Consider the following 12,494-nt stretch of genomic DNA (forward strand, 5'->3'; position numbering starts at 1 on the left):
TTCCACTTCCTCCTGGTGTCGTGCCAGGGCAGCGACCACCAGGCGCGAGGGTTGATGAGCAAGGAATTACGTGGCCCCTCCGAGGGCTGTCTGAACGGGTAAGGGCACCAGATTGAGCCACAGCAGATACCGCTGCCCTCCGCCGACCGTGGCGTACCGCCGCAAGAGCGCGTCGAGTTCGCCCTGAAGCCGCTTGGCCTCCTCGAAGTTCAGATACACCGCGTCGTGCGACGCTGTGAACAGCGCCGGTTCACCCGGAGCGAGTGGGTCATAGTTCTCGTCCGCGCTCACCGCCAGCATGTGGGTGGTCACGCCGTGCTCGTCCCGGTAGACCCGATGCCCTCTCAACCTGGGGGCCTGGGCGTGCCCGAAGCGGAGCCCTCGCCCCAGCAAAGCCGCGCGCTCCTGCGCCCACACCGCGTGGTCCGCGAAGGGTGAGCCGGAGTGCGGCACGAAGTACACGTCCGCTGTCGAGCGGTACACCTTCACCGCCCGCCCGGGACGCGGCACCTCGCGGACCACCTCCAGCAGCCCGCACGCCAGGAAGCGCCGCACCCGCGCGAGCAGGCTGTTGGGTTTGCAGGCCAGCACGGCGGCCACCTCACGCACCGTCCCCTCCCGTGCCAGAAAGGGCTCGAAGAAGTGCAATTCCTGGGGGTCGAGGAGAATTCGCGCGGCCTGGGGATCGGTGACGGTTCGCCTCCTGGGTGATGGTGTGTCTTGCATGTCACGTAGGGTACGGCGAGGGTAAGCCCATGACCCTCGCCCGACTCCTCGGTCCACACGCGGGCGCCGTGCTGCGCCCACCCTTCCTGCCGTACTGGCTCGGCCAGAGTGTGTCGGCCCTGGGGGACCGGATGACGGCGGTGGCCCTGCCCGCCGTGGTGCTGTCCCTGGGTGGAGGTGCCTCCGACCTCGCCCGATTAGCGGCTTGGTCCACGGGCGCCCAACTCGCGCTGCTCCTGATCGGCGGCGTGCTGGTGGACCGGCTGCCCCGGCGCGCGGTCCTCCTGGCGATGGACGGGCTCCGGGCCGTGCTCCTGGGGGTCACGGCCTGGTTCCTCGCCCAGGGCCAGGTCTCGATCACCGCCCTGGTGGCTCTCTCCGCCGCCTTGGGGGCCTGTAGCGCGCTCTTTTACCCGGCGACGGCGAGCATTCTGCCGGAACTCGTGGACGACGCCCAGCTCGTCCCGGCGAACGCCCTGCGTAACCTCAGTAACCAGCTCAGTGGGGTGATCGGTCCGGCGCTGGGGGGCATGCTGGTCGCGCTCGGGGGCGCGAGCTTCGCGCTGGGGATGGACGCGCTGAGCTTCGTCGTGGGTGCGCTCGGGTTGTATTTGATGCGTCCACGCCCCCGCCGCCTTCAGGAGGTTGCTGCTCAACCCCTGTGGCGTGAGGCCCTGGAGGGTTTCCGCATCATTCTGGCCTCCACCTGGCTATGGTTGACGATTGGACTTTTCGCGCTGGTGAACATCTTTTTCGGGGGCCTCAACGTCGTCGTGCTGCCGCTCTACGCCCGCGAGGTGCTGGGGGGCGCGCCAGACCTGGGCTGGCTGTATACGGCGCAGGCGCTGGGCGCCGTGGTCGCCGCCCTGGTGCTCGGCCGCCTGGGATCAGTACGGCGCCGGGGGATCGTCGCCTACACGGCGGTCGTGGGACAGGGCTCGGCGGTAGCCCTGCTGGCGCTGGCAGGGTCACTCCTCCCGGCCATGCTGGCCCTGTTCGTCAGCGGGGCATGCGTGACCCTCTTCTCGGTGCTGTGGGAGGCCACCTTGCAGGAACGGGTGCCGAATGAGGCCCTGGGGCGGGTGGCGAGTGTGGACATGCTGGGGTCCATCGCCCTCCTGCCGCTGGGCTTCGTGGTGCTGGGGCAGGCGGTGGAGGTTCTGGGGGTGACGGGCAGCGCGCTGGCGTGCGGGTCGATCATCACGCTGTTGGCCCTGCTGGGCCTCTCGACCCGGGCCGTGCGAGGGTTGGAGTGACCCACCGGCGTCCCAGCACGGTGTTGCAGGGAGAAGGGTAAGGGAAGTTCCTCCCGCACCAGGAATCGGGAGTCTTGTCCTGACCCCGTGGAGGTCAGCCTTCCCTCCCAGGAAAGAGAATCTACACAAGCCCAAAATAAAAGAAAAACTTCACTTATATACGGAAGGGAAGAGGGGCCCCGCCGCCCCCCTCACCCTTCCTCATCCCTCGTCTTCCACGACCTCCACGCCCACCTCGGCGAGCTGGCGCGGGTCGACCCGGGAGGGGGCGTGCGCCATCAGGTCGGCGCCCCGGTTGTTCTTGGGGAAGGCGATGACCTCGCGGATGCTGGAGGCCCCCGCCATCACCATCACCAGGCGGTCGAAGCCCCAGGCGATGCCGCCGTGGGGGGGCGTGCCGTACGCGAGCGCGTCGAGGAAGAACCCGAACTTCTCCTGGGCCTCTTCCGGCGAGAGCCCGATGGCCGCGAACATCTTCGACTGCACCTCCGGGTCGTGGATGCGGATCGAGCCGCCGCCCACCTCGTACCCGTTGAGCACCAGGTCGTACGCCTGCGCCCGGATCTCCCCCTGCCGGTCGGTGCCGAAGAGGGGGATGTCCTCCGGGTGCGGCGCCGTGAAGGGGTGGTGCATGTACGTCCAGGCCCCCCGCTCCTCGTCCCATTCGAGCTGCGGGAAGTCGAGCACCCACGAGACGTGGAACGCGGGCCCGCCCGCCGTCAGGTCCAGGAGGTCGCGCAGCCCCAGCCGCACCGCCCCCAGCGCGGTCACCGCCCGCTTCCACTCGCCCGCCGCGAAGAGGAGCGTTCCGCCATGAGCCACCCCGGTGCGGGAGAGCAACTCCCCGGCCCGCCCCCCCACGAAGCGGCTGATCCCGCCCGTCAACGCGTCTCCCTCGCGCCGGACCCACGCCAGCCCCCCGGCCCCGTTCTGCTTGGCGACCCGCTCCAGCTCGTCGACCTGCCGCCGGGTAAGTTCCGGGGCGGCAAGAACCTTCACGCTCCCCGCGTCCGCAAAGGCCCTGAACTCCCCGCCCCGGAAGAGGTCGGTCACGTCCACGAACTCAAGCCCGAAGCGCAGGTCCGGCTTGTCCGAGCCGTAACGGTCCATGGCCTCAAAGTAGGACAGTCGGGGAAAGGGGAGAGGCAACTCGACCCCCAGCACGTCGCGGAAGACCGTGCTCATCAGCCGCTCCTGCACCTCCAGCACGTCCTCCTGGGTGACGAAGCTCATCTCCATGTCGAGCTGGGTGAAGTCGGGCTGGCGGTCGGCGCGCAGGTCCTCGTCGCGGAAGCAGCGGGCGAGCTGGTAGTAGCGGTCAAAACCCGCGATCATCAGCAGTTGCTTGAACAGTTGCGGCGACTGCGGCAGCGCGTAGAACTCGCCCGGGTTCAGCCGCGAGGGCACCAGAAAGTCACGCGCCCCCTCGGGCGTCGAGCGGGTCAGCATCGGCGTCTCCACCTGAACAAAACCCTCGGCGTGCAAGAAGCGGGTCACCGCCGCCACCGCGTCCGAGCGCAGCATCAGGTGGCGCTGCATCTCGGGCCGCCGCAGGTCGAGGTAGCGGTACTTCAGCCGCAACTCCTCCGCGACCCCCTCCCCCTTCTCCAGCTCGAAGGGCGGGGTCTTCGCCGTGTTCAGCACCCGCAGGCGGGAGGCCACCACCTCGAAGTCCGCGAGGGCCCCCTTGCGCTGCTCCTCGGGGCGCCAGCGGAAGAGGCCCTCCACCTCCACCACGTACTCACCCCGCACCGTGTCAGCCTGGGCGAAGGCGGGCGAGTCGGGCTCGACCTCCACCTGCACGGTCCCCGAGCGGTCGCGCAGCTCGATAAAGATCAATCCGCCCAGGTCGCGGCGGCGGCTGACCCACCCCTGCAAGGTGACCGTCTGCCCCAGGTAACCCTCGTTCAGTTCGCCGACATAACAGGTGCGCTTCATGCTTGCTCCGAAAGAAAGGTGGAAAGGTCGGCAGCGGCCACCGCGCGCTGCTCCCCGGTCGCCAGGGTCTTGACGTTCAGCACGCCCCGCGCGGCCTCCTCGCTGCCGATCACGGCGGCGTAGCGGGCCCGGCGGCGGTCGGCCTCCTTGAAGGCGCTCCCCGGCTTCAGCGCCCGGTAGGCGAACTCCACCCGGGCGGCAGAGCGGGCCCCCAGCGCGAGCCGCGCCGCCAGCCCGACCCGCTCCTCGTCCATCGCCGCGAGGAAGAGCAGCGGTCCCTCCGGGGCGGGCAGCGCCACCCCCTCCGCCTCCAGCGCGAGGAGCAGCCGCTCGATCCCGAAGGCCCAGCCCACAGCGGGCACCTCCGGCCCGCCGAGTTGCGCGCTCAAACCGTCGTACCGACCCCCGCCGCCCAGCGCCGACTTCGCCCCCACCTGGGTGTGGTGCAGCTCCCAGGCGGTGCGGCGGTAGTAGTCGAGCCCGCGCACGATGGAGGGGTCGAGGTCGAAGGGCACCCTCCAGTCCGAGAGATAGCCCTGCACCGCCCCGAAGTGCGCCCGCGCCTCCTCCCCCAGGAAGTCGAGCATGGGCCGCACCCCGAGTTCGAGGGTCAGGGCCTGGTCCCCCGCGCTCTTGGAATCCAGAATCCGCATCGGGTTGCGGTCGAGGCGGTCCCGGCTGTCATCGGAGAGGCGCCCCGCGTGCGGGGTGAAGACCTCCCTCAGGTAGGCGTTGTAGGCCTCCCGGTCCGAGGGGTCGCCGATGGAGCCGAGCTTGACCCGCACGCCCGTCAGCCCCAGTTCGCGCACGACCTCCCACATCAGCCAGATCGCCTCGGCGTCCACGAGCGGGTCCGTCGAGCCCAGCACCTCGTAGTCGACCTGGTGGAACTGGCGGAGCCTGCCCTTCTGCACGTTCTCGGCGCGGAACATCGGCCCGTGGGTCCAGAGCTTGAGGGGAGAAGGAAGCTGCCTCAGCCCGTTTTGCAGGTACGCCCGCACGATGCTCGCCGTCCCTTCCGGCCGCAGGACGTACCCGCCGTGGTCCCCGAAGTAGTACACCGTGAACATCTCCTTGCGGACGATGTCGGTCGATCCCCCCACCCCCCGCCTGACCAGCTCGGCCTCCTCGAACAGCGGCGTGGCGATGAACTCCGCGCCCGAACGTTCCAGCACGCGCCGGGCCGTGTCCTGCACCTGCGCGAAGGCCGACGCCCGCACGTCGAGGCTGAGTTTGGGAGAACCCTCCGGGAGGTGGTCCTGGGTGCCCTTGGGGCGTTGCAGCGCCATAACCCCGGGAGTGTAGCAGGGAGTCGCCAGCCGTCAGCGAAGAAAAACGCCCCGGCCTATGCCCGGGCGTTGCTCGTTTTGGCTGACGGCTGAAAGCTGATCGCCGACGGTCTCCCTACTGCCTCACGCTGTACGGCAGCCCGGTCGACTGCCGCCCGCCGACCTCCACGAAGAGCCACGAGCCGCCGACCGGGGCGTCCTGCGGGATGGTCAGGACGATCTCCCCGTCGGTCCACGAGCGCACCGCCGAGGCGGGGAAGACGTACCCCCCGCGCCCCGAGGCGTCGGCGCCCAGGCGGACGCGGCCGGTGGCGGGCCCGCCCAGGTAGCGCCCCTGCACGGTCAGCGTCCCGCCCCGCGCGGCGGGCTCGGAGACCTTGATCAGGACGGGCGTGACCGTGACGCCCGCCGTGGCCTGCTGACGGGGCGCGCACGATGCCAGCGCACCCGCGAACAGTAAAGAAGCAAAGAAGAAACGCACCATACCTGGCCTCCAGGTGAGCAGTCTAATGAGCCCCAAATGACGGGTCAAACCACCCCCCCCAGTGCCGCACCAGACAGTGGTCCCCTCGCCGGGCTCGCGGGCAAGCAGGTCCTGCTCGTCTTCAACCCCAGAAGCGGCCAGGGCGAGAGCACCCTCCCCGACTTCGTCACCCGGCTGGGGCAGGGGGGAGCCCTGGTGACCGCCCGCGAACTGACCCAGGACACCCCGCTCGGCGAGTCCCTCACCGACCTGGAGAACTTCGACGTTCTCGTTGCGGCGGGCGGCGACGGCACCGTGAGCGCCCTGGCCTACGCCGCCCGCTACCGCGACGTGCCGGTCCTCGCGTACCCGGCGGGGACCGCGAACCTGATCGCGCAGAACCTCGACCTCCCGAGGGATCCCGCTCAACTTGCCGCCGTCGTCGCGGGCGGCAACGCGGTGCGGGTGGACCTCGGTGAGGTGGAAGTGCAGGGTGAGAAGAGCGGCTTTGCCATGCTCGCGGGGGCGGGGGCGGACGCCGCCATGATCCGCGACTCGGAAGACCTCAAGGAGAAGTACGGCTCGATGGCCTACGTCCTGAGCGCCATGCGGCAGATCAACCCCAAGAAGACCACCTTCCACCTCGTCATCGACGGCGAGCGGCGCGACTTCGAGGGCATCGGCGTGATGGTCGCCAACTTCGGCATGGCGAACTACCGCCTGCCCATCACCAGCGACATCAGCCCCTCGGACGGGAAATTCACCGTCGTCCTGCTCAAGGCCGGGAACCTCCTGCGGCTGCTGCCCAACCTGCTTGACTCGGTGCGGGTGAAGCTCAACCTCGGCGACCCCGTCTTCAGCGGCAACCTCGAAACCCTGGAGGCGGGGGAGGTCACCGTCGAGGCGGAGGACCCCTTTCCCCTCCAGTACGACGGCGAACTGCACGTCGAGACCACCCCCTTCACCGCCCGCATCCTCCCCGGCGCCGTCCGCTTCCTCACGCCCGCCCGCAAGACAGACCTCGACACCTGAGCCTGCCCCCTTCACGGCTCGTCGTCCTCGACCTTCTGGAGGGCCTCGCGCCGGATGCCCTGGTCCATCTTGGCGTAGATGGCGCTGGTCGTGACCGAGGCGTGGCCCAGGATGTCCGACACGACGTGCAGGTCGCGGGTGGCCCGGTACAGCCGCGTCCCCGCCGTGCGCCGGAGCGTGTGGACGCCGAACATGTCGGGCGGCAGCCCGGCGGCGGCGAGGTAGCCGTTCACGATCTCCCGCAGGCCCCGGGTGCTCAGGCGGGCGCCGAAGTGGGAGGGCCGGAACGAGACGAGCAGGCCGGGCTGGTCATCTTGCACCTCCCCCCGGACCCGCAGCGCCTCCCGCGCCTGCAACCACCGGCCGAGCACCTGAGCGGCCGAACGGGTGAGCGGGACGCGCCTGGCCTTCCCCCCCTTGCCGTGCCGCACGTGGACCTCGCCCAGCCCCAGGTTCACGTCGGCGACATCGAGCCCCACGATCTCGCTCGCCCGCAGCCCCAGCGTGGCCCCCAGGGTGAGGATCACGCCGTCCCGCCGCCCGACCTCGTCGTCCCCGTGCAGTTCGCCGGGCAGGGCGAAGAGCCGCCCGAGCTGCGGGGCCCCGACGGCGCGCTTCTTCGCGTGGGCGGGGGTCGCGTCGTGGGGGGCCCTGACCTCGCGGGCCGGGTCCTGGGACAACGCCCCGGCCCACACCAGCGCCCGGAACAGCGCCCGCACCCCGTACAGGTAGGTGCGGACGCTGCCCACCTCCAGCCCGCGCCCGCGCAGCCCGATCAGGTAGCGCTCGATCACCTCGGCGTCGAGCTGGTTGAGCGCGTGCCTCGGCGCCTCGGGTGGGCCGACGAACCCCAGGAAGTCGCGCACGGCCAGCCGGTAGGTGCGGAGCGTGGACGCGCTCACCACCCCGGCCCGGCGGCTCTTGAGGCGCAGGTGGTACTCCAGCAGCTCGCCCAGCACCTCCGCATCCTGCCCGTGGGCGGCGCGCAGGGCCTCCCGCCGACGGTTCTCGGGCACACTCCAGCGCGAACGCAAGACGATCTCGGTGCTCATGCCCCAGTCTACCCTACTGCCGCTAATGATACTTAGCAGCAATTAGGGGGTGGAGGCTCTCCCGGCCAGCCTTTCGTGGGCCAGGCTGCATTTCCCGGAATGGGGCGCGCTGGCCGGGGCCCCAGCGGCCCCGGCTGAGGGGCGTTCGGGAAGGTCGACCGTTTCCCGCCGGAGCGCGGCGCGCAGGAGGACAACGTCGTGGTCTCGCCGCCGGCCGTTCCTTTCGGGCGGGGAGCGCACCTCTCCTGAACGTGGCGCGAGGTGGAGGGCAGGCGTACCCGCACCGTCGACCTACGACGTTTGTTCCCGCACACGCCTCCGCACTCCTTCTTTTTGTATTAATCCGGGCGAGCGCCCTCTGTGTCCTTCTCCAGCTGTTCGGGTGTGGACGACCTGGGGAACAGGGGGCGAGGAGTCGCGAAGTTTAAGGCTCGGTGAAGGGGATGGTTGCGTGTGCCCTCTTTCCCGGGGGGCGGACATGGAAAGATGAGCTTGAACATTCGTTCAACGAAGTTGCCGCCCGGATCGCTGTCCGGCGTGGTATCAAGGAGTTCTATGAACAGAGTGCTGTTTCCGTTGGTGACGTTGGCCCTGGTTGGGAGCGCTTCCGCCGCGAATCTGACGCTGTGGACGTCGTTCGAGGCGGCGGGGGAACTGGCCTGGATCCGGGCGCAGGCGGCCGAGTTCGAGAAGAAGACCGGGAACAAGGTGACGGTGGTGAGCGTTCCTTTTGCCCAGACGCAGGACAAGTTCATCCAGAGCGCGCCGAAGGGGCAGGGGCCGGACCTGATTGCGACCGAGCCACACGACCGCCTGGGGCGGTATGCCGCGTCGGGCGTGATCGAGCCGCTGGACCGGTACGTGACCTCCAAGACCGACTACGACAAGACGGCCCTGAACGCCTTTACCTACAAGGGCAAGCTGTTCGGCCTGCCGCTGAACGCCGAGGCGGTCGCGCTGATCTACAACAAGAAACTGGTGCCCAAGGCGCCGGCGAACTGGGCGGAACTGCTCAAGGCCGCTCAGGCGAACACCGGCAACGGCCGGTTCGGGCTGCTGTACGACATCGCCGAGCCCTACAAGAGCTACGGCTTCGTGAACGCGTACGGCGGGTACGTGTTCAAGAACAACAATGGGACGCTGAACCTCAAGGACATCGGGCTGGACAACGCGGGGACGGCGAAGGCGCTCTCGTTCCTCAACGACCTGCGCTACAAGTACAACCTGGTGCCGGAGGGCGTGAGCCAGGACGCGGCCAAGAGTGCTTTCGTGGACGGCCGCTCGGCGATGTTTTACACCGGGCCGTGGGACATGGGGGACATCAAGAAGGCGGGGATCGACTACGGGATCGCCAACTTCCCCACCCCTCCCGGGGCGTCCGGCAAGTGGAGCCCCTTCGTGGGGGTGCGCGCGGTGCTGGTGAACGCGTACAGTAAGAACAAGGCGGCGGCGGTGGGGCTCGCGCGGCAGCTTACCAGCCCGGACGCGCAACTGGCGTACAACAAGGCGGGCGGGGCGATTCCCACGAGCCTCTCGGCGCGGGCGCGGCTGAAGAGCGACCCGGTGGTGACGGGCTTCGGGCGGGCGATCAGCGCGGGCAGCGCGATGCCGAACATCCCGGAGATGGGCGCGGTGTGGGGCCCCTGGACGGCCGCGACGGCGCAGGCGGTGCAGAAGCCGGGGCAGAACTACGCCGGGCTTCTCCAGAAGGCCGTGGCCGAGATCGAGTCGAACATCAACAAGTAAGGGGCAAAGCGGCCTGAAAGCGGCGGACGGGAAGCGGGTGTCTCCCGTCCGCCGCTTTCCTTCCTTTCCTGAAGGAGCGCGACCATGACCGTGACGATGAATTCGGCCCCCGCGCGCCGCAGCCGCCAGCTTCCCCCGGACGGCACGGGCGGCGTGCTGCTGGCGGTGCTGGTGCTCGCCGGGCTGCTGGCGGGCGCGGCCCTGATCGGCTGGGGGCTGTCCACGCTGACCGCCCGCTTCCTGCCGGGGGCGCCGCCCTACCTGATCCTGGTGTACACGCTCGCGGCGCTGGTGGTGGGGATGCCGCTCCTCGCCCGGGCGCTGCCCTGGATCACCAACTGGTTTTACCTGTTTCCGGCGCTGGTGTTTCTGGCGGCCTTCACGGTGCTGCCGGTCGTGCTGACGGTGAACTACGCCTTTACGAACTACAGCGGGGAAAACAGCGGCAATCCCGACTCGGCGGTGCGGACGGAGGCGAAGCTGAGTACCGACCGCCGCACGGTGACGCTCGCGGGGACGCCCGAGGCGGACTCGGTGGCCGGGTACCTGCGCTGCCGCACACCGAGTTGCGCGGGCGACACCATCGTGCTGTTCGACGAGACGGCGTCCACGCCGGTGCGGGCGCGCGTCGCGGGGGTGCAGGGGAACGCGGTGACGCTGGCGGCCCCGGTGGCGCCCGGCCTGGAGGTGGCGAACGCGACGCGGCTCAACCGCTACGAGCGGGTGGGGCTGGCGAACTTCCAGGAGATCTTCGCCAAGGCGAGCACGGCGCTGATTCCGGTCTTCGTCTGGACGGTGGTGTTCGCCTTCTCCACGGTGGTGCTCAACGCCGTCGCCGGGCTGATCCTGGGCATCCTGCTGTACAACAAGCGGCTCAAGGGCCGCAACATCTACCGCACGCTGCTCTTCTTGCCGTGGGCGATCCCGACGGTGATCAGCGTGCAGATGTGGGTAGCCCTGTTCAACCAGCAGTTCGGCATCGTGAACAAGACGCTCGGGCTGCTGGGGTTGACCGCCGTGCCGTGGCTGGGCGATCCCCTGTGGGCCAAGATCAGCATCCTGTTCGTCAACCTGTGGCTGGGCTTTCCGTACATGATGACGGCCACCATCAGCGCCCTCTCGACGATCAACGAGGACCTCTACGAGGCCGCGAGCATCGACGGGGCCAGCCGCTGGCAGCAGATCACGAACATCACGCTGCCGCTGCTCAGAACCTCCTTCACGCCGATTCTGCTGTCGGCCTTCGCCTTCAACTTCAACAACTTCGGGATCATCTACCTGCTGACCCAGGGCGGCCCCCCGCAGGAGGGGCGCGAGAGCACGGCGCAGAGCACCGACATCCTGCTGTCGTGGGGGTACAACACGGCCTTCGCCTCCTCGGGCGGGCAGAACTATTCGCTGGCAAGCGCGATTGCGCTGATCATCTTCTTCTTGACGCTCGCGATCTCGCTGGTGAACTTCCGGGCGGCGGGCGTGTTTCGGGAGGCCCGCAAGTGACCGGGGTCCCGCGTCCATTCCCGCAGGAGGTCCCCGTATGACCGCCACGCCGACGCCCACTCCCGGCAGCGGGCCGGGCCGCTCTTCCTCTCCCCTGCCGCCGGGCGGATATGTTCATCACGAGCCAGGCCCCCTGCGGCGGGCGCTGCCCTGGACCGTGCTGGCCGCGCTGGTGCTCGGCCTCGGCGTGTTGGGGTATTTCCTGGCGCGCAATATGGAGGGGCGGCCCCGCAGCTTCACGATCTATTTCATCGAGGGCGGCTGGATTCGCTTCCTGCTGTTCCTGCTCGCGGCGAGCGGGGTGCTGGCCCTCACCAGCCTGATCGGGCAACGCATCGGGCAGGCTCGGACGGGGCGCAAGGTCAGCTACGCGGCCGTGCTGGGTGACCAGCTCACGCACCTCTTTCTGATTCTGGTCGTGCTGGTGGCGATCTACCCCCTCTTCTACGTGCTGCTGGCAGCCTTTGACCCCCGCAACAGCCTCTTCGCGTTCCCGGACTTCAGCAACCCGAACATCCTGTACCGTTCGGGGCTGCTGCCCAACCTGAACGTCCTGAGCCTGGAGAACTTTCGGCGGCTCTTCGACGGGGTGACCATCCCGGGCTGGCAGATCGTTCTGGCAGTGATCGGCGGGGCGGCCCTGGCCGCCCTGCTGCTGCTCACGCTGAGGGGCCGCCTGGGCGGCGAGTCGGCGAGGTTGACGAGCGCCCGCACCTGGGTGATGCGCATATTGATCGCTGCGCTGGCCGTGCTGGTGGTCTTCATGACACCCGCGCAGTTCACCGGGCCGGGCAACGAGAGCAAGTTCCTGCTGTCGGTGCGCAACACCCTGCTGGTGTCGGGCATCACCGGCGCCCTGGCGATCCTGCTCTCCACCTCCGCCGGGTACGCGATGGCCCGTCTGCGTTTTCCGGGCCGCTTCCAGACCCTGCTGTTTTTCATCTTCATCCAGATGTTCCCGGTCTTTCTCGCGCTCGTCGCCGTGTATACCCTGATGGTGCTCCTCGGGCTGAACAACACCTTCACCGGGCTGATCCTGGCGTACTCGGGCGGGGCCATCGCCTTCAACACCTGGATCTTCAAGGGCTACGTCGAGAGTCTCCCCGAGTCGCTGGAGGAAGCCGCGATGGTGGACGGGGCGACCCGCTGGCAGACCTTCCTGCGGGTGGTGCTGCCGCTGTCGGGGGGCATCCTGGTGTTCATCTTCCTGAACCAGTTCATCGGTACGTACGCCGAGTTCATCCTGGCGAACGTGCTGCTGACCGGGGTGGAGAAGTGGACGGTGGGCGTGATGCTCCTGAGCTTCACGAGCGGCCAGTTCTCGACCAAGTGGGGCATCTTCGCCGCCGCCGCCACCCTCGGGGCGCTGCCCATCGTGGCGCTGTTCTACGGCTTCCAGCGCTACTTCGTGGGCGGCACGATGGCGGGCGGCGTCAAGGAGTAAGCGGACCGGTCTGTTTGAGGGCGCGGACAGTCCGCGCCCTCTTTCTTGGGA

General features: G+C 68.9%; 10 protein-coding genes. 5 read left to right on the forward strand and 5 right to left on the reverse strand.

Annotation, left to right across the window (positions count from 1 at the left end; translation table 11 throughout):
- Positions 1 to 66: 66 nt before the first annotated feature.
- Positions 67 to 726, reverse strand: a complete 660-nt coding sequence (locus DAETH_RS07895) for a hypothetical protein (protein ID WP_264774353.1) — start codon at positions 724 to 726, stop codon at positions 67 to 69.
- Positions 727 to 755: 29 nt separating this feature from the next.
- On the opposite strand from DAETH_RS07895, the gene DAETH_RS07900 reads away from it, so the two are divergent.
- Entirely contained in the window at positions 756 to 1,982 is a 1,227-nt protein-coding gene (locus DAETH_RS07900; RefSeq protein ID WP_264774354.1) for an MFS transporter, read from the forward strand.
- Between the two features lie 201 nt (positions 1,983 to 2,183).
- Here DAETH_RS07900 and aspS read toward each other — a convergent pair whose 3' ends face one another.
- The 3 genes from aspS to DAETH_RS07915 all read right to left on the reverse strand — a co-directional run bounded on the left by aspS (position 2,184) and on the right by DAETH_RS07915 (position 5,693).
- A complete protein-coding gene (gene aspS, locus DAETH_RS07905; RefSeq protein WP_264774355.1) occupies positions 2,184 to 3,920 on the reverse strand; it encodes an aspartate--tRNA ligase in 1,737 nt (578 codons plus the stop codon).
- Entirely contained in the window at positions 3,917 to 5,209 is a 1,293-nt protein-coding gene (gene hisS / locus DAETH_RS07910) for a histidine--tRNA ligase (protein WP_264774356.1), read from the reverse strand. Before hisS ends, aspS begins: the two co-directional genes overlap by 4 nt.
- A 115-nt stretch (positions 5,210 to 5,324) precedes the next feature.
- Positions 5,325 to 5,693 (reverse strand): IPT/TIG domain-containing protein, encoded by a 369-nt coding sequence (locus DAETH_RS07915; protein WP_264774357.1) that lies wholly within the window; start codon positions 5,691 to 5,693, stop codon positions 5,325 to 5,327.
- 36 nt (positions 5,694 to 5,729) lie between these two features.
- On the opposite strand from DAETH_RS07915, the gene DAETH_RS07920 reads away from it, so the two are divergent.
- Positions 5,730 to 6,704 (forward strand): diacylglycerol/lipid kinase family protein, encoded by a 975-nt coding sequence (locus tag DAETH_RS07920; RefSeq protein ID WP_264774358.1) that lies wholly within the window; start codon positions 5,730 to 5,732, stop codon positions 6,702 to 6,704.
- An 11-nt stretch (positions 6,705 to 6,715) separates the two neighbouring features.
- Here DAETH_RS07920 and DAETH_RS07925 read toward each other — a convergent pair whose 3' ends face one another.
- A complete protein-coding gene (locus tag DAETH_RS07925) occupies positions 6,716 to 7,756 on the reverse strand; it encodes a tyrosine-type recombinase/integrase (protein WP_264774359.1) in 1,041 nt (346 codons plus the stop codon).
- 555 nt (positions 7,757 to 8,311) lie between these two features.
- On the opposite strand from DAETH_RS07925, the gene DAETH_RS07930 reads away from it, so the two are divergent.
- From DAETH_RS07930 to DAETH_RS07940, 3 genes are all read left to right on the forward strand, one after another.
- Positions 8,312 to 9,502: a sugar ABC transporter substrate-binding protein gene (locus tag DAETH_RS07930; protein ID WP_264774360.1), complete on the forward strand. Its 1,191-nt coding sequence runs from the start codon at positions 8,312 to 8,314 to the stop codon at positions 9,500 to 9,502.
- Between the two features lie 84 nt (positions 9,503 to 9,586).
- Positions 9,587 to 10,999 (forward strand): ABC transporter permease subunit, encoded by a 1,413-nt coding sequence (locus DAETH_RS07935; protein ID WP_264774361.1) that lies wholly within the window; start codon positions 9,587 to 9,589, stop codon positions 10,997 to 10,999.
- A gap of 37 nt (positions 11,000 to 11,036) precedes the next feature.
- Positions 11,037 to 12,443: a sugar ABC transporter permease gene (locus DAETH_RS07940; RefSeq protein WP_264774362.1), complete on the forward strand. Its 1,407-nt coding sequence runs from the start codon at positions 11,037 to 11,039 to the stop codon at positions 12,441 to 12,443.
- Positions 12,444 to 12,494: the final 51 nt, after the last annotated feature.

Source organism: Deinococcus aetherius (genome assembly GCF_025997855.1).
GTDB lineage: Bacteria > Deinococcota > Deinococci > Deinococcales > Deinococcaceae > Deinococcus > Deinococcus aetherius.